The following is a 19,298-nucleotide window of genomic DNA, read 5'->3' as shown; positions in this document are numbered from 1 at the left end:
AGGTGCAGGTCGTAGCCGTCCGGCCGGGCGACGCGGGCGTCCCACGGGGCACTCAGCGAAGGGATCGGCGGAGCTCCTGCCGTGACCTGCCTCCGGTAGGAGTCCAGGTGCGATACCGGCTTCACAGGGCCTCCTGCACGAGTCGACTTGGGGTTGCTTACTTCAACTGCGCAGAGCCGCCGGCGCCAAGCCCTCTGTGACGGGTATTTCACAGGCTGTGACCAGGGTGAGTCAATGAGTGGTCCGTTCCAATTGGCTTCCGTAAGTTCGCGGCATGCCGGAAACCCAGCGCGAGCCGGTGCCGCGCGTCACCGCGGGCGAGCTCGACGTGGCGCACGCGTTCCTCGAGTTCCAGCGCCACTGCGTGCTGAAGAAGGCCGAAGGGCTGACCGATGACCAGCTGCGCCGGCCGATGGTGGCCAGCGGCACGTCGATCCTGGGCCTGGTCCAGCACCTCACCGAGGCGGAGCGGCTCTGGTTCGACCACCACCTCGGCGGCAACGACTGGTCCGAGGAGAACGAGCTCGGCATGACGGTTCCCGCCGACGTCCGGGCGGAGGACGTCGTCGAGGGCTACCGCGCGGCGATCGAGGACAGCGACCGGGCCATCGAGACCGCGGCCGACCCGGACGCGCTCATGGCGATCCCGATCGACGGCAACCGGATGACGCTGCGCTGGATCCTCGCCCACATGACCACGGAGACCGCCCGCCATGCGGGTCACGCCGACATCATCAGAGAGCAGCTGGACGGCGTCACCGGGCGCTGAAGATCAACTGCTGGTGCCCCTCATTTGGGTGTCGGACCCACGCGGTAATCTCACCGGCAATCAAGCCACCACGCCGGTCACCAGGAGGATCCGTGTCGCCAGGGCAGATCGCAGCGCTGGTCGCCGCCGGTGCGTTCGTGCTGCTCGTCATCGTGCTGGCGATCGTGGCGGTCAAGGCTGCGCGGTTCTTCGACGAGGCGACGATCGCGATGCGCAAGGCGCACGAGAACACCGACCCGTTGTTCGTCGAGGCCAACACGACGCTGACGCACGTCAACACGCAGCTGGAGCGCGTCGACGGCATCACGGCCAACGCGCGCGCCGTCACCGGCAACGTCTCCGCGCTGACCAGCCTGTTCACCGCCACCCTCGGCGGGCCGCTGGTCAAGGCCGCCGCGCTGTCCTACGGCGTGAGCAAGGCCGTGAAGGCGCGTCGCAAGGCCGCCGAGCAGCCGAACAAGCACAGCAAGCGCAGCCAGAAGCGAGGTGCCAAGTGAGCCGCCTCTTCTGGTTCGGGCTGGGTGCCGCGGCCGGCCTCTTCGTCGCGAAGAAGGCCGCCGAGGTCACAAAGCAAGCGACTCCCGCGGGTATCGGCGCTAACGTGGGTGAAGGCCTGCGTGAGCTCGCCGGCGCCATCGGTTCCTTCGGGGCCGAGGTGCGGGCGGGAATGGCCGAACGGGAACAGGAGTTGCAGGAGACCGTGGAACGTCAGACGGGATTCACGCCGGGGCGTCGAGCGCCCAGGGCGAACGGAAAGCACTGACCGTTCGCCTCGTTAGCGCGCCCTGACAACTCCCCAGCAATAAAAGGAACTTCCCGTGCAGACCCACGAGATCATCAAGCGTTTCCGCGAGCACTTCGAGCGCAACGGGCACAAGTACATCCCGTCCTCCTCGCTCCTGCTCGACGACCCGAACCTGCTGTTCGTCAACGCCGGCATGGTGCCGTTCAAGCCGTACTTCCTCGGCGAGGCCCCGCCGCCCGCCGTGCGGATGACGAGCATCCAGAAGTGCGTGCGCACGCCGGACATCGACGAGGTCGGCAAGACCACGCGCCACCTCACGTTCTTCCAGATGGCCGGCAACTTCTCGATCGGCGACTACTTCAAGGAAGACGCCATCCGCTTCGCCTGGACCCTCGTCACGGGCTCGGTGGACGAGGGCGGCTACGGCTTCGACCCCGAGCGCATCTGGGTCACCGTCTACGAGACCGACGACGAGGCCATCGAGCTGTGGCAGAAGGTCGCCGGGCTGCCGACCGAGCGCATCCAGCGCCGTGACGGCAAGGACAACTACTGGGACATGGGCGTGCCCGGTCCCGGCGGCCCCTGCTCGGAGATCTACTTCGACCGCGGCCCGGAGTACGGCAAGGAGGGCGGCCCCGTCGTCGACGAGGACCGCTACCTGGAGATCTGGAACCTGGTCTTCATGCAGGACGTCCGCGGCGAGCTGAGCCCCAAGGAGGGCCACCAGCCGATCGGGTCGCTGCCGGCCAAGAACATCGACACCGGCATGGGCGTCGAGCGCGTCGCCTACCTGCTGCAGGGCGTCGACAACGTCTACGAGACCGACCTCGTGCGCGCCGTGATCAACAAGGCCGAGGAGCTCTCCGGCCGCAAGTACGGCGCCGACGAGGTGGACGACGTCCGCTTCCGCGTGATCGCCGACCACGCCCGCTCCGGCGTCATGCTGGTCGGCGACGGCGTCACGCCCGGCAACGAGGCCCGCGGCTACGTGCTGCGCCGCCTGCTGCGCCGCATCGTGCGCTCCGCCCGCCTGCTGGGCGTCACGGAGCCGGTGCTGGTGCAGTTCGCCGAGGTCGTCCGCGACGCCATGGGCCCGGCCTACCCCGAGCTGGTCAGCGGTTTCGCCCGTATCCAGCAGGTGCTCAAGGCCGAGGAGGACACGTTCCTCCGCACGCTCGACGCCGGTTCGCGGATCTTCGAGAACGCCGCCAACGAGGTGAAGGCCGACGGCCGCGCCACGCTGCCGGGCGACCGCGCCTTCCAGCTGCACGACACCTACGGCTTCCCGATCGACCTCACGCTGGAGATGGCCTCCGAGGCCGGTCTTTCGGTGGACGAGGACGGCTTCCGCAAGCTGATGGCCGAGCAGCGCGCCCGCGCCAAGGCCGACGCCTCCGCCAAGAAGACCGGCCACGGCGACCAGACCGTGTACCGCGAGCTGCTGGAGCAGGGCCCGACCGAGTTCACCGGCTACACCGAGCTCGCCTCCGAGGCCACGCTGCGCGGCATCGTGCTGAACGGCAAGCGGATCTCCTCCGCCAAGGAGGGCGACATCGTCGAGGTCGTCCTCGACCGCACGCCGCTCTACGCCGAGTCCGGTGGCCAGGAGTCCGACGCCGGCACGATCGTCACGGGCAACGCCGAGCTCGAGGTGCTCGACGTGCAGAAGGTCGCCCGCAAGCTGTGGGTGCACCAGGTGCGCGTCGTGAACGGCGAGATCAGCGAGGGCGAGCACGTCGAGGCCCGCGTCGACCCGGAGTGGCGCGTCGGTGCCCGCCAGGGTCATTCGGGCACGCACGTCGTGCACGCCGCCCTGCGCCAGGTGCTCGGCCCGTCGGCCCTGCAGAGCGGTTCGTACAACAAGCCCGGCTACCTGCGGCTCGACTTCGCCTGGACGGGCGGTCTGTCGGACGAGGCCAAGAGCGAGATCGAAGAGGTCTCGAACCTGGCCGTGCGCAAGGACCTGCCGGTCAGCATCGTCTACACCGACATGGCCGGTGCCCAGGAGCTGGGCGCCGTCGCCCTGTTCGGCGAGACCTACGACGAGACCGTGCGCGTCATCGAGATCGGTGGCCCGTGGTCGCGTGAGCTCTGCGGTGGCACGCACGTCGAGCACTCGTCGCAGATCGGCCCGATCACGCTGCTGGGCGAGTCGTCGGTCGGTTCCGGCGTGCGCCGCCTGGAGGCCTACGTCGGCATCGAGGCCATGCGGTTCCTGGCCAAGGAACGCGCCATCGTGCAGAACCTCTCGGACATGCTGAAGGTCGGCTCCGATGGCCTGCCGGAGCGGATCGAGTCCCTGGTCGAGCGGCTGAAGGCCGCCGAGAAGGAGCTCGAGAAGGTCCGCGCCGCCCAGCTGCTCGGCAACGCCGGGTCGCTGGCCGACAAGGCCCTGGACGTGCGCGGCCTGTCGCTGGTGGCCCTGGGCCTCGAGGGCGTGTCGGGCAACGACCTGCGCACGCTCGGTGGCGAGGTCCGAAACCGCCTGGGCACCAAGCCCGGTGTGGTGGCCCTGTTCTCGGTCGACGGAGACAAGGTGAGCTTCGTGGTCGCCACCACGGCCGCCGCCCGCGACCTGGGCCTGGCCGCCGGCAAGCTCGTCCCGGTGTTCGGCCCGGCCATCGCCGCCCGCGGCGGCGGCAAGCCGGACCTGGCCCAGGGCGGCGGCTCGAACCCGGCCGGGGTGTCCGAGGCCATCACGGCCCTCACCAACGAACTGGACAAGGTGCTTGAACAGCGCTGATGTCGCCGGTGTCGACGATCCGGGCCTCGGCAGGAGGCTCGGCGTCGACGTCGGATCGGTTCGAGTGGGAATTTCTCTCAGCGATCCGGGGGCGTTTCTGGCGACCCCGCTGGTTACTCTCCAGCGTGACGAGAAGCGCGGCTCGGACCTCACCGAGCTCGTACGTCTCGTGGCCGAGCATGATGTCGTTGAGATCGTGGTCGGCCTGCCCAAGACGCTGGCGGGGCGCCACGGACCGGCAGCCGAGGCGGCGACCGCGTACGCTGCCGCCTTGGCCGGACGCGTCGCCCCCGTGCCGGTCCGGCTGACCGACGAACGACTGACGACGGTCGTGGTGAGCCGGGTGCTGGCGCAGCGCGGTGTGAAGGGCAAGAAGCAGCGTGCCGTGGTCGACCAGGCTGCCGCTGTCGAGATCCTGCAGTCTTGGCTGGACGCACGGGCACGCTCTGTGGCCGCCCGAAAGGACGAGGTGTGAGCGACGATCTCGGGTTGTTCACCGACCCCGACGTGGACGAACGACGTCCGGTGAAGCGCGACAGGCGTGAGAGCAGCGCCCGCGACAAGGCGAAGAAGCGCAAGAAGACGGTGCTGTGGCTCGTCGTCGCGCTCGTCCTCTCCGTCGGCTTGGGCGGCGCCTACTACGGCTACCGCGAGCTGCGCGGCATCGGCTCGTTCGACGACTACGCGGGCAGCGGCGAGGCCGACGCCATCGTCGAGGTCCAGGACGGCGAGGTGGTCAGCCAGATCGCGTCGACGCTCTACGACAACGGCGTGGTCGCCTCCGCGCGGGCCTTCATCGAGGCCGCCAAGACCGACCAGCGCGCGACGACGATCCAGCCCGGCTTCTACCTGATGAAGACGAAGATGTCGGGCGCGCAGGCCGTGGCCAAGATGGTCGACCCGAAGACGCTCGTCCCCGCCGTCCAGATCGTCGGTGGCCTCAAGCTCACCGACATCAAGGTGGGCGACAAGGTCGTCAAGGGCATCTACTCCCAGCTCGCCGACGCGAGCTGCACGGCGAAGGACGGCGTCAAGAAGTGCCTGACGTTCGACGAGATCAAGGCTGCGGCTGAGCAGACCGACCCGGTCGCCCTCGGCGTGCCGGACTGGGCGCTGGCCGACGTGAAGCGCGCCGAACCCGAGTACCGCCTCGAAGGCCTGATCATGCGCGGCGTCTACCAGGTCAAGCCGGGCGTCTCCGCGGTTGAGCTGATCCGCAGCGTCGTCGTGGCCTCCGCGCAGAAACTGGCGGGCGCCGGCATCCCCGGCGGCACCGTGAACACCGGCTTCCGCCCCTACGAGATCCTGGTCATCTCGTCGCTGATCGAGAAGGAAGCCATCGAGAAGGACTTCACCAAGGTCTCCCAGGTGATCTACAACCGCCTGAAGAAGCCCATGCCGCTGCAGTTCGACTCGACCATCAACTACAAGAACAACCAGCCCCACATCCGCACGTCGGACGCGGACCGCGACCGGCCGGGCCCGTACAACACCTACCTCACCCCCGGCCTCACCCCGACACCGATCGGTTCGCCCTCGCAGCAGGCCATCGCGGCCGCGATGAGGCCAGAGGGCGGCGACATCCTGTACTTCGTGAAGTGCCAGAAGGACGGCACGTCGTGCTTCGCGACGACCAGGGAAGAACACGACGCGAACGACGAGAAGGCCCGGCGGGAGGGCGTCTACTAGTGCGTCGCGCGGCAGTGATCGGCTCGCCGATCGAGCACTCGCTTTCCCCCGTGCTGCACAACGCCGCCTACGCCGCGCTGGGCCTGGACTGGGAGTACACGCGCCTGGAGTGCGCAGAAGACTCCGTCGGTTCGCTGGTCTCGTCCTTGGGCCCGGAGTGGGTCGGGCTGTCGTGCACGATGCCGACGAAACGCGCTGCGCTGGCGGTGGCGTCGTCGGTGACCCCGCGTGCTACCGCGGTGGGTGCGGCGAACACGTTGGTGCGGGTGGAATCCGGGTGGCACGCCGACTGCACCGACGTGGACGGCGTGGTGGGAGCGTTGCGCGAGAAGGGTTTCTCCTCCGGTTCTACTGGCGTGGTGATCGGCGCGGGTGGTACCGCCACCGCTGTGCTGGCCGGGTTCGCCTCGCTCGGGATCTCCTCGGTTTCCCTTGTGGTGCGGGAACCTTCGCGTGCTGCTGAAGCTGTCGCGACGGCCGGACGGGTCGGGATCGCGGTCGAGGTCGTGGCACTGTCCTCTGTGGACCTTGGTTCGCTGGCTTCTGCTTCGGACGTGCTGGTGTCGACGGTTCCGGCCGAGGCCACGGTTCCGCTGGCTGCCGCGGTCGCTCAGGCGCCGTACGTGCTGGACGTGATCTACCACCCGTGGCCCACGCCGGTCGCTCTCGCGGTCGAGGCGTCGGGTGCGCGGCTGGCGACCGGCCTGGACATGTTGCTGCACCAGGCCTTCGGGCAGGTGGAGCAGTTCACCGGTCAGGCGGCGCCGCGTGATGTCATGCGGGCTGCGCTGGATGCTGAGCTGACGGCTCGCAGTTCATAACTTTCGGCTACTTCCGGCGCTGTGGAATTCCTGGTGTGCGGGGTCTTGTGGTTGCCTGGACATGACTCGTTTGGCTCCGGACGATGGCCGATCGGCCGGGGTCATGGCATGCCGGTGTCCTTGCCTCGAGGGGGACCGGTGGGCGGGACGCGCGGGTGTCCGCCGGGGACTCCGCACGGGCGCTGGGGTTGACCGGCAGCACCACGGCCGCTGGCGCGTCCCGCCCTTCCAGCTCGGTGTTCGGGCCGGCGCTGTTGTGCGTTGGCGTTGGTCGCTAAGGGCACTCGACGCCTGAGAACGGCACACCCTCCAGCTTCGCCTTGCTCGCGATCGCCGTGCAGTACAGCTGGAACTGCGCCATCTTCGTCAGCCCCACCATGTCCTCGGGCAGCACGATCAGGTTCGACACCGCGTACACCCGTGACGACGACGAAGGAACCTCAGTGGTCAGCCCGAGCTTCTTCTCGTCCTCGGTCGGCCCGGCCACCAGCAGGTTGATGGCGGTCGCGGTGTCCACGTTGCCGGTGTAGTCGCGGGTCCGGCGCACCAGCTCGTCGCCCTTGGCGGACAACAGGTAGACCGTCAGCTCATGCGACGAGACGGTGGGGGCTTCCGCTCCGGTCAGCACCGGAGTGGGCCGCACACCGCAGGCCGAAAGCATCACCAGGGCAAGCGCAAGGTGAAGACCGCGCCGCCCGTGGGCGCGTTGGCTGCTTCGATGGTGCCGCCGTGCAGGCGTGCGTTCTCCCATGCGATCGCCAATCCCAGACCGCTGCCCTCGGAACGGGAGCGGGCCGTGTCTGCCTTGTAGAAGCGGTCGAAGATGTGCGGAAGTGCATCAACAGGAATACCCGGACCGTTGTCGGACACCTCGATGACACCAGGGCTCAGCACCACCCGCACCCCGGTGCCGCCGTGTTTCAACGCATTCCCCACCAGGTTGGCCACGATCACGTCGAGACGGCGGCGGTCCACGCGGCCCATCACGCCGGACGGCAGAACCGCGTCCACCGACGACGACCAGCCGCGCGCCGCCAGGGAGTCGCGCACGGCCGTGCCGATGTCCCACTCGTCCAGCTCCAGCAGGTTCCGGCCCTCGTCGAAGCGCGAGATCTCCATCAGGTCGTTGACCAGGCGGGTGAGCTTGCGCGTCTCCGCGGACACCAGACGGGCCGCGACGGCCGTGTCCTCTGGCAGAGACGCGGCGTCTTCGTCCAGGACGGCGGTCACGGCGTTCATGGCGGTGAGAGGCGTGCGGAGTTCGTGCGAGACGTCGGCCACGAAGCGGCGCGAGGCCGCTTGCGAGGCCTCCAACTGCTCGGCCGCGCTGTTGAACGTGCGGGCCAGGTCGGAGAGCTCGTCGGTGCCCCGCGAGTCGACGCGCGTGTCCAGGCGGCCGGATCCGAGCGCGCGAGCGGCAGCCCCGAGACGGCGGACCGGGCGCAGCACGCCCCGAGCGGTGAAGAGCGCCAGACCGAGGGCCAGCGGCAGCACCAGGCTCACGCCCACCCAGGCCGCTTTCGCGAAGCTGTCGATGGCGCGCTGAGGGCCGCCCAGGGACGTCCAGGCCCACACCTCGACGCCGGTGGGGGAGCCGTCGGCGCGCAGCAGCGGGATGCCGACGAACACGACCGGCTCGGCGGAGTCCGTGCGGCGCTGCCAGATCACGGTCTTGCTGGTCTTCAACGCCTCGCGCATCTCCGCCGGCACGAGGGTCATGTCCGGGCCACGTGACCGAAGCCCCTCGTAGGTGATGACCGCGGCGCCGCGCAGGTACGAAGCGAAGTCGTCGAGGTCCTGCTGCGCCGGCGGCACGGTGAGCCGGGACGCGTAGTCGCGGACGTCCTTGACCAGCGGGTTCATGAAGCTGTCCTGGGCGTCTTCCAGGAGCAGGTTGCGGGCCGTCGCGTAGGAGGCGCCGGCCGCCGCCACCGCGCCCAGCAGGGTCAGCAGCAGGAACGCCGCCATCAACCGCGGCCTCAAGCCGCGGAAGAGAGCCCTCATCGCGGGCCGAAGCGATAGCCGAAGCCACGCACCGTGTGGACGTAGCGGGGTTCGGAGGGCACGTCCTCGATCTTCGCGCGCAACCGCTGGACGCACGCGTCGACGAGCCGTGAGTCGCCGAGGTAGTCGTGCTCCCAGACCGCTTCGAGGATCTGCTGCCGGGTCAGCACGCGGCCGGGCGTGCGCGACAACTCCAGGAGCAGCTTCAGCTCGGTGGGCGTCAGCGCCACCTTCTCGTCGTTCTTCAGCACCTGCAGCCCTGCCCGGTCGATCAGCAGCGAGCCGTGCCGTTCCACGGTGGACGGTTCGGACACGGTCCGGCGCAGCACAGCGCGGATCCGCGCCTCCAGCACCCGCGGTTCGACCGGCTTCACCACGTAGTCGTCCGCGCCCGCCTCCAGCCCGGCGACCACGTCGAAGTCGTCGCCGCGCGCGGTGAGCATGATGATCGGGATCTCGGCCTGCATGCGCATCCGGCGGCACGTCTCGAAGCCGTCGATGCCCGGCAGCATGATGTCGAGGACCACGATGTCGGGACGGGACTCGCGGAGTCGTTCGACGCCCTCTTCGCCTGTTCCCGCTGCTCGGACGTCATGTCCCTGGCGGCGCAACGCCAGACCGAGCCCTTCGCGCACAGACGGGTCGTCCTCGACCAGCAACACCATCGCCACGAGATCCATTATCGGACGGTGCCGGGACCCGCGCCGGTTCTGTAGCGGAACCATGACATGGCGTGGACGTTCCCGTAGATCGGTACGCGGAGTCTCGGACGCATGGCCGGAAGCTTGCTGGGATTCCTCTTCACGTACTTCGCGCTGGTGTGGACGTCGTTCGGGCAGAAGGCGGAGAACGCCGCGTTGCCCGAGCTGTCGCTGCAGCGCTCGTGGGCGTCCAACGTGGACATGGCGATCCTCGTCGCCGCCGTCCTCGTGATCCTGATAGCGCGCAGGAAGGCGTTCCCGCCGCTGCTGGTGCTCGGCGGGTCGGTGCTGCTCGCGCAGGTGCTGAAGCTCTACGTGCTGGTGCGGCCCGAACTGGACGAGGAAGCGGTGCTGGTGCACAACAGCTTCCCGAGTGGACACACGACGGCCGCGGTGGCCTCGGTGATCGCGGTGACGATGGCGGTCCCGCGCAGGTTCGCCCTCTGGGTCGCGGTTCCCGGCGCGCTCGGCGCGGGTGCGGTGGCGGCGGAGACGGTGTCGCTCGGCTGGCACCGGTTCAGCGACACGCTCGGCGCGGCGCTGCTGGTCTCGACCATCGCGTTCCTGGTGCTGCGCAGGTGGACCGCGGGGCTGGTCGTGCCTCCCGCGCTGGCCGCGGGCGGGGTGTGGCTGATGGTGACGTACCCGCAGGCCACGCCGTCGACCTTGGCCGGCGTCGTGACCGCGGGTGTCGTGCTGCACTTCGGGTGGGCTGTGAGTGATCCGAGGAAGAGGACCCAGGACCACTCACAGCCCGGACACGACTCACTCGTCGTGGTCGGTGGCGATCAGTTCGGCGATGGCGTCCAGAGCAGCATCCGCTCCGTCCCCGTCGGCGCTGAGCACCACCTCGTCACCGTGCATGGCGCCGAGGGTCATCAGACCCAGCACACTCGCCGCGTCCACGGGTTCGCTGCCGTCCTTGGCGATGGTGACCGTCACCGGTTGGTCGGCGGCGGCCTTCGCCAGCAGTGCGGCAGGCCGGGCGTGCAGTCCGACCTTGCTGGCCACGGTGACCCGTCGCTCGGCCATGATGGTTCCTCTCGGTAGAGCTGGTTGTGCTGACTACTTTTCGTTCGTTGCGGGGCTTTCCCGCGTCTCGCGCGTGACGCGCTCGGACGTGGTGAGGACGGTCTCGTCGGCCTCCGGCGACTCGTCGTCCTCGCGACCCGGCGTCTTCAGGTTCCACTTGGTGATGACGAAGCGGAACAGGAAGTAGTACACCACCGCGTAGATCGCGCCGAGGATGAGCAGCAGCCACGGCTTGGTCGCGATGTTCCAGTTCAGGATGAAGTCGATCGCACCCGCCGAGAACGAGAACCCGTCGTGGGCACCCAGCGCGTTCGAGATCGCGAGCGAGGTACCGGTCAGGATCGCGTGGATCACGTACAGCGGCCACGCCACGAACATGAACGCGAACTCCAGGGGCTCCGTCACACCGGTGATGAACGCGGTGAGCGCGGCGGAACCCATGATGCCGGCGATGATCTTGCGCTGGTTCGGGCGCGCGGTGTGCACGATCGCGAGCGCGGCGGCCGGCAGGGCGAACATCAGGATCGGGAAGAAGCCGGTCTGGAACGTTCCGGCCGACGGGTCCTGGGCGAGGAAGCGCGGGATGTCACCGGTCTTCTCGTTGAACGTGCCGAACTGGAACCACACCACGTTGTTGACGATGTGGTGCAGGCCGAGCGGGATCAGCAGGCGGTTCACGGTGCCGTAGATGAACGCGCCGATGATCGTGCTGCCGGTGACCCACTCGGCGACCGCGGTCAGGCCCGCGTTGAACAGCGGGTACACGAGGCCCAGGATCACGCCGAAGATCACCATGACGCCGGCGACGACGATCGGCACGAACCGCCGGCCGCCGAAGAAGGCCAGGTACGGGGGCAGCTTGATGCGGTGGAACCGCTGCCACAGCAGTGCGGAGGTGAGACCGACGACGATGCCGCCGAGCACGCCGTAGTTGATCAGGACCGGCTTCGCGGCAGGATCGGTCGGCTGGTCGAGGACGAACGGCGACATGGCCTTGAAGACACTCGTCAGCACGGTGTAGCCGACGACGGCGGCCAGCGCCGTGGAGCCGTCACCACGCCGGGCGAACCCGACGGCGATGCCGACGGCGAACAGCAGGGCGAGGTTGCTGAACAGCGCGTCGCCCGCCGCGCCGATCACCGCGGCTACTTGGTTCCAGCCAAGACCGTCCTTGCCCAGCAAGTCGTCTTGACCGAAGCGGAGCAGAAGACCTGCCGCGGGCAGCACGGCGATCGGCAGCATGAGGCTGCGACCGAAGCGTTGCAACGTGGCGAGGCCCTTGATCTCACGACCACCTGTCTGTGCGGCGTCGGTGCTCATCGGGTACCTCCCTTGGCGGAGTTCGGTCCGGTACCCGGGACGGTCCGGTCCAGTTTCATGGTCACCTGGTAGAGATCGCCCCGGTACCAGGAAGTCACGTCTTCGCAAGGCCGCCCCTGTGCTGAGGCGACCCTTCGGAACACGAGCAGCGGACTGCCCTTGCGGACGTCGAGCGCCTTGGCCGTGTCGGCGTCGGCGGTCTCGGCCCACACGGTCTGCCTCGCTTCGTCGAGCTGCACCCCGTACTTCGCCGCGAAGAGCTCGTAGAGCGACCCGGAGAGGTCGCACCGGTCGAGCTCTGGCAGCAGGTGCGGGCTGTACCAGCCGGCCTCGAGAGCCAGCGGTGCCCCGTCGGCCCTGCGCAGCCGGACCACGCGGTAGGCGTACTCGTCGGCGTCGAGCCCCAGCGAGGCCTTCGAACCGGGAGTCCCCTGCCCGCAGCTGATCACCTCGGTGCTCGGTTCGAGACCGCGCGCCTTCATGTCCGAGGTGAACGAGGCCAGCAGGTGCTGCAGGTCGTAGCGCCGTTGGGCGATGAACGTCCCACGGCCCTTTGCCCTGGTCAGCAGCCCTTCGGCGACCAGTTGGCCGACTGCGGCCCGCACTGTGATGCGGGACACTCCGTACCGCTCGGCGAGGTCGCGCTCGGACGGGATGGGCGAGCCAGGAGCGAGGTCGTGCTCGGCGAGCCTGCGCAGGATCTCGCGGAGCTGCGCGTGCTTGGGCTTGGGCCCGTCCACGATCTCGTGCATTCGCTCACCTCCTCGCAGTGGTACTTTCCGGTCTAGACCAGTTGGTGCGGGAGAATGCTCCGCAGACTCAGTGGGTGTCAACCGCTGTTACGGGAACGAGAGGTACGAACGTGGCTGACGACAAGGCGGCAGGGATCATCAAGGCGCTCGGCGGCGCGTCCAACATCATCGAGATCGAGCCCTGCATCACGCGTCTGCGGTGCGAGCTCGAAGACGGTTCCGTCATCGACGAGAAGGCCCTGAAAGCGTTGGGAGCGCACGGAGTCATGCGTTCGGGCAACGTCGTCCAGGTCGTCGTCGGCCCCGAGGCGGACACGATCGCGTCCGACATCGAGGACCTCCTGTGAGCCTCCGTGTCGGCAGCCCGGTGGCCGGTCGCGTGGTCGCGCTCTCCGCGGTGCCGGACCCGGTGTTCTCGCAGGCGATGGTCGGCCCCGGCGTGGCAGTGGAGCCCGCTCGCGTGAAGGCCGACGTGGTCTCGCCGGTCGACGGCACGGTCGTGACGCTGCACCCGCACGCGTTCGTGGTGGCCACTGGTGACGGCGCCGCGGTGCTGGTCCACCTGGGCATCGACACCGTGAAGCGCAAGGGTGAGGGCTTCGAGCTGCACGTGGTCAAGGGCGAGCAGGTGCTGGCCGGTCAGCGGATCGTGACCTGGGACCCCGCTGAGGTCGAGGCGGCGGGGTTCGCGCCGATCTGCCCGGTGATCGCGCTGGACGCGGCCGCCGAGGTGCTCGGTGACCTGGCGCTGGACGTGGACGTGGCGGCGAACGACGCGCTGTTCGACTGGTCTCGCTGAACTACGGGCGTTTTCCCAGCCCTGGTTGATGCACGGTTGAGCCGTGCGTGAATGGACCGTTCACGACGGGTCGCGGTTTGGCCCCGAGTCGTACCGAGCAGGACCGTGGTGCCATGACCACGGTCCTGCTCGCGTCCTTCCTGAGTTCGTTGTGGACGGTCGCCGCCGTCCTGGACGCACCACCCTCGTCGTACCTGCTGGCCTGGTTCGGCATCGTGCTCGCGCTGACGGACCTGCGGCACCACCGGTTGCCGGACGCGCTGACCCTCCCGTTGGGCGCCGCGCTGTTGCTCCTGCAGTTCCAGAGGCTGGGAGAAGCCGCGTTCGGAGCCCTCGTTTTCGGTGGCGCTCATCTCGCCGTCCGCACATGGCGTCCCCGGTTCATGGGCGGCGGCGACGTGAAGCTCGCGGCGGCCCTCGGCGCCATCCTCACCGCGCCGTTGCTCCTACCAGCGGCGATCCTGTCGAGTGCGGTCACGCTCGCCATAGCCGCCGTCAAAGGCCGGAGAGCAGTGCCCCACGGCCCGGGGTTGCTGGCCGCCACCTGGGCATTGACGACGCTGTGAAAGGATTGTGAACGTGCTGCGCTGGATCACCGCTGGAGAGTCACACGGCCCCGCCCTCGTCGCCGTCCTGGAGGGCATGCCCGCCGGTGTCGAAGTGACGACGGACGACCTCGTCACCCAGCTCGGGCGACGCAGGCTCGGGTTCGGCCGGAGCCCGCGCATGGGCTTCGAGCAGGACGAGGTCGAGATCCTCGGCGGCGTGCGTCACGGCAAGACGCAGGGCGGCCCGATCGCGGTCACCATCGGCAACTCCGAGTGGCCCAAGTGGCAGACCGTGATGTCGCCGGACCCCGTCGACCCGAGCCTGCTCAAGCCGACCGGCCGCAACGAGGCCCTCACGCGGCCCCGGCCCGGTCACGCCGACCTGCCGGGCATGCAGAAGTTCGGCTTCGACGAGGCCCGCCCGGTCCTCGAACGCGCGTCCGCCCGTGAGACCGCGGCCCGTACCGCGCTCGGCACGGTGGCGCGGCAGTTCCTGCAGCAGCTGCTGGGCGTGCAGATCCTCAGCCACGTGGTGTCGATCGGCCAGGCCGAGACCCCCGAGGACGCCGCGCTGCCCACCCCGGACGACCTGCCCGCGATCGACGAGTCGCCGGTGCGCTGCTTCGACCAGCGCGGCACCGACGCGATGGTCGCCGAGGTCGAGGCCGTCAAGGAGGCCGGTGACACGGTCGGCGGCGTCATCGAGGTGCTCGCCTACGGGTTGCCGCCCGGTCTTGGCTCGCACGTGCACTGGGACCGCCGCCTCGACGCCCGCCTCGCCGCCGCGCTCATGGGCGTGCAGGCGATGAAGGGCGTGGAGATCGGCGACGGCTTCACCTCGGCGAGGCGCTGGGGTTCGCAGGCCCACGACGAGATCGACCGCGGCAGCGGCCCGGTCGGCGTCACGCGCCGCTCCAACCGCGCGGGCGGCCTCGAAGGCGGCATCACCAACGGCGAGATCCTCCGTGCGCGCGTTGCCATGAAGCCGATCTCGACCGTCCCACGCGCACTGTCCACTGTGGACGTCCGAACGGGAGAGCCGGCCGTCGCGATCCACCAGCGTTCGGACGTCTGCGCCGTGCCGCGCGCCGGTGTCGTGCTGGAGTCCGTCGTGGCGCTCGTGCTCGCCGAGGCCGCGCTGGAGAAGTTCGGCGGCGACTCGCTCGACGAGACCCGCCGCAACGCCCACGCGTACCTGAAGGCCCTGGAAGCCCGCTGGGAGGGCATGTGAGCCCCCGCTTCGTCGTGGTCGGCCCGCCGGGAGCGGGCAAGACCACGGTCAGCGAGCTGCTGGCGGCCAGGCTCGGCCTGTCGTTCCGCGACGTCGACGCGGACATCGTCGAGCTCGCCGGCAAGCCGATCTCGGACATCTTCACCGACGACGGCGAGCCCGTTTTCCGTGCCATGGAAGAAGAAGCCGTCGCGAAGGCCCTCGTCGAACACGAGGGCGTGCTCGCGCTGGGCGGGGGAGCGATCCTGTCCGCCACCACCCGTGAGCGGCTTCGCGAGCACAACGTCGTGTTCCTGAACGTGGGCATGGCAGAGGGCGTGCGCCGCACCGGCCTGGCGACCAACCGCCCGTTGCTGTCCGGCGTGAACCCGCGCGCCACGTTCAAGGCGCTGCTGGACGCGCGGCTGCCCCTGTACCGCGAGGTCGCGACGGTCGAGGTGCTGACCGACTCGCTCGCCCCCCAGCAGGTGGCCGACGCGGTGATCAAGGGAGTCGACGAATGACCGAGCCCGTGCGCATCCGGGTAGCCGCCGAGAAGCCCTACGACGTCGTGATCGGCCGCGGCCTGCTCGGCGACATCGTCGAGTTCCTGAGCAGCACCGCCAAGATCGCGATCATCCACCAGCCGACCCTCGCCGCCACGGCCGAGGTCCTGATCGACGAGCTGAAGGCCGCCGGTGCCGACGCCCACCGCGTCGAGGTGCCGGACGCCGAGGACGGCAAGGACCTCGCGGTCGCCGGCTTCTGCTGGGACGTGCTCGGCAAGATCGGCCTCTCACGCACCGACGCCGTGGTGGGCCTCGGCGGCGGCGCGGTCACCGACCTGGCCGGCTTCGTCGCCTCCACCTGGATGCGCGGCGTGCGCCTGGTCAACATCCCGACCACGCTGCTGGGCATGGTCGACGCGGCCGTCGGCGGCAAGACCGGCATCAACACCGACGCGGGCAAGAACCTCGTCGGCACGTTCTACGAGCCGGACGCCATCTTCGTCGACCTCGCCACCCTGGAAACCCTGCCGCGCAACGAGCTCATCGCGGGCATGGCCGAGATCGTGAAGGGCGGCTTCATCGCCGACCCGGTGATCCTCGACCTGATCGAGGCCGACCCCGCTCTCGCCCTGGACCCGACACGTGAGGTGCTGGCCGAACTGGTCCGCCGCAAGATCCAGATCAAGGCCGACGTGGTGACGAGCGACCTCCGCGAGTCGAACCTGCGCGAGATCCTCAACTACGGCCACACCCTCGGCCACGCGATCGAACGCCGCGAGCGCTACCGCTGGCGTCACGGCGCGGCCATCAGCGTGGGCCTGGTCTTCGCCGCCGAACTCTCCCGCCTCGCGGGCCGCCTGGACGACGAGACCGCCGACCGCCACAAGCGCGTCCTGGAGCTCCTCGGCCTGCCGACCTCCTACGACCCGGACGCCCTCCCACAGCTCATGGAGGGCATGAAGGTCGACAAGAAGAACAAGGCGGGCGTGCTCCGCTTCGTCGTCCTCGACGGCCTCGCCAAGCCCGGCCGCCTGGAAGGCCCCGACCCGGCGCTCATCGCGGCCGCCTACTCCGCCGTGGCCGCCGAGCCTTCCGCCGGCTCCGGAAAGGTGCTGCTGTGAAGGTCCTCGTCCTGAACGGCCCGAACCTCGACCGCCTCGGCACCCGCGAGCCGCTCATCTACGGCAGCACCACCCACGCCGACCTCGTCGACATGTGCGTCGCGGAGGGCAAGGAACTCGGCTTCGAGGTAGAGGTCCGCCAGACCCACCACGAAGGCGAGATGGTCGGCTGGCTGCACGAGGCCGCCGACGCCTCGATCCCGGTCGTGCTGAACGGCGCCGCCTGGACGCACTACTCGATCGCCCTGCGCGACGCGTGCTCGCAGCTCACCGCGCCACTGGTCGAGGTGCACATCTCGAACATCCACCAGCGCGAGGAGTTCCGGCACCACAGCGTCATCTCGGCGGTGGCGAACGGCGTGATCGCGGGGCTGGGCGTGGAGGGCTACCTGCTCGCGCTGCGCTGGCTCGCGCTCAAGAAGTGACCTGCCGGATCTCCAGCAGGCGCGCCTTGTTGTCCGCGGTCCGGACGAGGGTGGCCTCGTAGTTCACGGCGAAGGTGTGGTCGTAGGAGGAGTCCCAAAACCCGTCCGCCGCCCGCGTGAGCCTGAGCGAGCAGCTCGCGGTGCCGTGCAGGAGGCCGAACTCCGCGTCACCCTGGTCGGGCACCCAGTTGCCGGCGGGGCTGCCGTCGAGCGTCCAGGAGGCGTTCGTGAGCCTTGGCGCGGGGACCGTACGCGGGCAGGTCGGCGCCATCGGTGAGGATGTCACCGAGACACACGCCCTGAGCCCGGCTTCGACGGCCTTGACGAGCTCGCCGTCTGGTAGTGAGAACCGCTCCTTCTTGATCGTGCCGGACGGTGGCGGGGACGTCGCCTGACGGATCGAGTCGATCTGGGGGTCCTCGCCACGCCACATCGTCTCGGCCCGGAAGTGGAACTTCTCGATCGCGAACTCCTGCCCGGACGTCAGGTCGTAGCTGACCGTCATCACGGCGGTGCCGCGCGCCATGAACTTGTCGTTGTTCCACCTGACCTGCATGCCGTCCCGCGGATCGCCGACGAGCTCCCAGTGGATGTTGCGCGCGGAGGTCGCCTTGTGCGTCTGTGGGCAGTTCGAAGGGGCGAGCACGGAGGCGGTGGCGCACCGCTCAAGCCGGTCGAAGACCAACTGGGCGACCGCGTCGTCGGTGGCGCCCACGGGCCGGGTGCCCTGGTCGCGGTCCGGGAACGCGGGGTCTTCCGGGCTGGATCCGCACGCGTTCGCGATCAGGATGATGACGCCGATGAGCACGATGCCCGCGAAGATGGTGCGGATGGGCACCTTCGGCCCGTCGGCTGCCTCAGGTTCGGGCTCCGCGGGGCTGTCGGGTTCGTTCGGGGCGGGGGTGCCGTGCAGATGGATGCCGCCGTGCACGTTCCCGATCTGGAAGCTGGGGCCGTGCACCCGGCCGGTGAACTCGTTCTGCATGGCCGGATGCTAGGGAGGAAACCAGCCGCTCGTGTGCCTGGATTTCTGGCCAATACGTTGACAGACAAGGAAAAGCGTTGCTGCACCACGTGGAATTGTGGGTCCAGGATCTGGGTCGGGCCGAAGCCACGTTCGGGTGGCTCTTCACCGAGCTCGGCTGGACCGAGCACCAGCGCTGGCCCGCCGGCGTCAGCTGGAAGCTCAACGAGACCTACGTCGTCGTCGAGCAGTCCCCAGCGCTCACCGGTCCACACGATCGGATGAAAGCCGGCCTCAACCACCTGGCCCTGCACGCCGGCACCAGGCAAACCGTCGACCGCCTCACCGACCAAGCCCAGCACCACGGCTGGAACCTGATGTTCGCCGACGAACACCCCCACGCGGGCGGCGCGGACCACTACGCCGCCTTCCTGGAGAACGCCGACGGCTTCGAAGTCGAGCTGGTGGCAACTGCGGCGACCGAATAGCCCGAGATCTGCGAGGATCCCGCGCGTGCCGAGACCTCTCATCGCCGCGCTCGCGTTGCTCCTGGCCGGGTGCGCCGCCGCTCAACCCCGGGTAGCACCGTCCGCGGAGCCGACGCCCGCCTCCGACCTGTCCAACACGGACCTGCAGGCCCGGTGGTGGACCTGGGCGTCGGCGAGCCCCGAGGAACGCAACCCGGTGACCGACGAGAGCGGGCAGTTCTGCGCGGAGGACCAGCCGAAGGACGTGTGGTTCTTCGCCGGGACGTTCGGCGGCAGCGCCCAACGGACGTGTCAGGTGCCCGCCGGCCGTCCGCTCGCCGGTCCTGCGGTCAACCTGCACAGCAACAACACGTCCTCCTGCAAGGCCTTCATGACCGGCGTGAAGGGGTCGGTGACCCTCGACGGGCAGCTGGTGGAGTTGCGGCGGATCGACCCCGTGGAGATCACCTTCGTGGCCGCGCGGGACAACGTGATGGGGCTGAGCGCGGGCAAGCTGGCGACTCAGGCGTGCGGGTTGTGGGCGTGGATCCCGCCGCTGAAGCCCGGCGAGCACGAGCTGCGGGTCGAAGGGGAGTCGGGCGACTTCTCGACGTCGGTCGTCTACCGCCTCGAGGTTCCCGCGGACTAGACGGTTGATTCCAAGGGTCGGCAGCCACGT

23 protein-coding genes and 1 pseudogene are annotated in these 19,298 nt (G+C 69.2%); 17 read left to right on the top strand and 7 right to left on the bottom strand.

The window, feature by feature from the left end:
• Positions 1-274 precede the first annotated feature (274 nt).
• The 7 genes from UK23_RS42890 (at position 275) to UK23_RS42860 (ending at position 6,767) form a co-directional block, all read left to right on the top strand.
• Positions 275-769: a DinB family protein gene (locus tag UK23_RS42890; RefSeq protein WP_045317569.1), complete on the top strand. Its 495-nt coding sequence runs from the start codon at positions 275-277 to the stop codon at positions 767-769.
• 92 nt (positions 770-861) lie between these two features.
• A complete protein-coding gene (locus UK23_RS42885; RefSeq protein ID WP_045317568.1) occupies positions 862-1,266 on the top strand; it encodes a DUF948 domain-containing protein in 405 nt (134 codons plus the stop codon).
• Positions 1,263-1,532 carry a hypothetical protein gene (locus tag UK23_RS42880; protein ID WP_030471638.1) on the top strand — a complete coding sequence of 90 codons (270 nt, stop codon included), beginning with the start codon at positions 1,263-1,265 and terminating at the stop codon, positions 1,530-1,532. The genes UK23_RS42885 and UK23_RS42880 overlap by 4 nt, the downstream gene beginning before the upstream one ends.
• 55 nt (positions 1,533-1,587) lie before the next feature.
• A complete protein-coding gene (alaS, locus tag UK23_RS42875) occupies positions 1,588-4,257 on the top strand; it encodes an alanine--tRNA ligase (RefSeq protein WP_045317567.1) in 2,670 nt (889 codons plus the stop codon).
• A complete protein-coding gene (gene ruvX / locus UK23_RS42870) occupies positions 4,244-4,732 on the top strand; it encodes a Holliday junction resolvase RuvX (protein ID WP_045317566.1) in 489 nt (162 codons plus the stop codon). The genes alaS and ruvX overlap by 14 nt, the downstream gene beginning before the upstream one ends.
• Entirely contained in the window at positions 4,729-5,946 is a 1,218-nt protein-coding gene (gene mltG, locus UK23_RS42865; RefSeq protein ID WP_045317565.1) for an endolytic transglycosylase MltG, read from the top strand. The genes ruvX and mltG overlap by 4 nt, the downstream gene beginning before the upstream one ends.
• The gene (locus tag UK23_RS42860) at positions 5,946-6,767 is read left to right on the top strand and encodes a shikimate dehydrogenase (protein WP_045317564.1); all 822 of its coding nucleotides are present in this window, start codon (positions 5,946-5,948) and stop codon (positions 6,765-6,767) included. Before mltG ends, UK23_RS42860 begins: the two co-directional genes overlap by 1 nt.
• A 274-nt stretch (positions 6,768-7,041) precedes the next feature.
• Here UK23_RS42860 and UK23_RS42855 read toward each other — a convergent pair whose 3' ends face one another.
• The 3 genes from UK23_RS42855 to UK23_RS42845 are packed head-to-tail and all read right to left on the bottom strand — an operon-like array spanning position 7,042 to position 9,442.
• Positions 7,042-7,431, bottom strand: coding sequence for a hypothetical protein (locus tag UK23_RS42855; RefSeq protein WP_156213802.1), 390 nt, complete (start codon positions 7,429-7,431; stop codon positions 7,042-7,044).
• Complete coding sequence (locus UK23_RS42850; RefSeq protein WP_045317562.1) at positions 7,428-8,771, bottom strand: HAMP domain-containing sensor histidine kinase; 1,344 nt, start codon at positions 8,769-8,771, stop codon at positions 7,428-7,430. The genes UK23_RS42855 and UK23_RS42850 overlap by 4 nt, the downstream gene beginning before the upstream one ends.
• Positions 8,768-9,442, bottom strand: coding sequence for a response regulator transcription factor (locus tag UK23_RS42845; RefSeq protein ID WP_045317572.1), 675 nt, complete (start codon positions 9,440-9,442; stop codon positions 8,768-8,770). Before UK23_RS42845 ends, UK23_RS42850 begins: the two co-directional genes overlap by 4 nt.
• Before the next feature lie 102 nt (positions 9,443-9,544).
• Here UK23_RS42845 and UK23_RS54335 point away from each other — a divergent pair.
• Positions 9,545-10,036 (top strand): annotated as a pseudogene (locus UK23_RS54335) (phosphatase PAP2 family protein); the annotation flags it as partial.
• 201 nt (positions 10,037-10,237) lie between these two features.
• On the opposite strand, the gene UK23_RS53305 reads toward UK23_RS54335, so the two are convergent.
• The 3 genes from UK23_RS53305 to UK23_RS42825 are packed head-to-tail and all read right to left on the bottom strand — an operon-like array spanning position 10,238 to position 12,576.
• Positions 10,238-10,504 carry an HPr family phosphocarrier protein gene (locus UK23_RS53305; protein WP_045317561.1) on the bottom strand — a complete coding sequence of 89 codons (267 nt, stop codon included), beginning with the start codon at positions 10,502-10,504 and terminating at the stop codon, positions 10,238-10,240.
• A gap of 33 nt (positions 10,505-10,537) precedes the next feature.
• A complete protein-coding gene (locus UK23_RS42830) occupies positions 10,538-11,824 on the bottom strand; it encodes a PTS transporter subunit EIIC (protein WP_045317560.1) in 1,287 nt (428 codons plus the stop codon).
• Positions 11,821-12,576, bottom strand: a complete 756-nt coding sequence (locus UK23_RS42825) for a GntR family transcriptional regulator (protein ID WP_045317559.1) — start codon at positions 12,574-12,576, stop codon at positions 11,821-11,823. The genes UK23_RS42830 and UK23_RS42825 overlap by 4 nt, the downstream gene beginning before the upstream one ends.
• Positions 12,577-12,686: 110 nt before the next feature.
• Here UK23_RS42825 and UK23_RS42820 point away from each other — a divergent pair, with 110 nt between their 5' ends.
• The 7 genes from UK23_RS42820 (at position 12,687) to aroQ (ending at position 17,188) form a co-directional block, all read left to right on the top strand.
• Positions 12,687-12,923, top strand: a complete 237-nt coding sequence (locus UK23_RS42820) for a glucose PTS transporter subunit EIIB (protein WP_045317558.1) — start codon at positions 12,687-12,689, stop codon at positions 12,921-12,923.
• Entirely contained in the window at positions 12,920-13,375 is a 456-nt protein-coding gene (locus tag UK23_RS42815) for a PTS sugar transporter subunit IIA (RefSeq protein ID WP_045317557.1), read from the top strand. Before UK23_RS42820 ends, UK23_RS42815 begins: the two co-directional genes overlap by 4 nt.
• Positions 13,376-13,488: 113 nt before the next feature.
• The gene (locus UK23_RS42810) at positions 13,489-13,941 is read left to right on the top strand and encodes an A24 family peptidase (RefSeq protein ID WP_045317556.1); all 453 of its coding nucleotides are present in this window, start codon (positions 13,489-13,491) and stop codon (positions 13,939-13,941) included.
• 13 nt (positions 13,942-13,954) lie between these two features.
• Positions 13,955-15,154 carry a chorismate synthase gene (aroC, locus tag UK23_RS42805; protein WP_045317571.1) on the top strand — a complete coding sequence of 400 codons (1,200 nt, stop codon included), beginning with the start codon at positions 13,955-13,957 and terminating at the stop codon, positions 15,152-15,154.
• On the top strand, positions 15,151-15,657 hold the full coding sequence (locus UK23_RS42800; RefSeq protein WP_045317555.1) for a shikimate kinase: 507 nt from the start codon (positions 15,151-15,153) through the stop codon (positions 15,655-15,657). Before aroC ends, UK23_RS42800 begins: the two co-directional genes overlap by 4 nt.
• A complete protein-coding gene (gene aroB / locus UK23_RS42795; protein WP_045317554.1) occupies positions 15,654-16,763 on the top strand; it encodes a 3-dehydroquinate synthase in 1,110 nt (369 codons plus the stop codon). Before UK23_RS42800 ends, aroB begins: the two co-directional genes overlap by 4 nt.
• Positions 16,760-17,188, top strand: coding sequence for a type II 3-dehydroquinate dehydratase (gene aroQ / locus UK23_RS42790; RefSeq protein ID WP_045317553.1), 429 nt, complete (start codon positions 16,760-16,762; stop codon positions 17,186-17,188). Before aroB ends, aroQ begins: the two co-directional genes overlap by 4 nt.
• On the opposite strand, the gene UK23_RS42785 is transcribed toward aroQ, so the two are convergent.
• The gene (locus tag UK23_RS42785; RefSeq protein ID WP_045317552.1) at positions 17,178-18,173 is read right to left on the bottom strand and encodes a hypothetical protein; all 996 of its coding nucleotides are present in this window, start codon (positions 18,171-18,173) and stop codon (positions 17,178-17,180) included. The two genes, aroQ and UK23_RS42785, sit on opposite strands and share 11 nt — an antisense overlap.
• A gap of 77 nt (positions 18,174-18,250) precedes the next feature.
• Here UK23_RS42785 and UK23_RS42780 point away from each other — a divergent pair, with 77 nt between their 5' ends.
• Complete coding sequence (locus tag UK23_RS42780) at positions 18,251-18,640, top strand: VOC family protein (protein WP_045317551.1); 390 nt, start codon at positions 18,251-18,253, stop codon at positions 18,638-18,640.
• 25 nt (positions 18,641-18,665) lie between these two features.
• Positions 18,666-19,268 carry a hypothetical protein gene (locus UK23_RS50915; protein WP_052685544.1) on the top strand — a complete coding sequence of 201 codons (603 nt, stop codon included), beginning with the start codon at positions 18,666-18,668 and terminating at the stop codon, positions 19,266-19,268.
• Positions 19,269-19,298: the final 30 nt, after the last annotated feature.

It is taken from the genome of Lentzea aerocolonigenes, assembly GCF_000955955.1.
Classification (GTDB): domain Bacteria; phylum Actinomycetota; class Actinomycetes; order Mycobacteriales; family Pseudonocardiaceae; genus Lentzea; species Lentzea aerocolonigenes_A.
The sequence above is the reverse complement of the archived record's forward strand: the minus strand, read 5'-3'. Positions and strand labels throughout refer to the sequence as shown.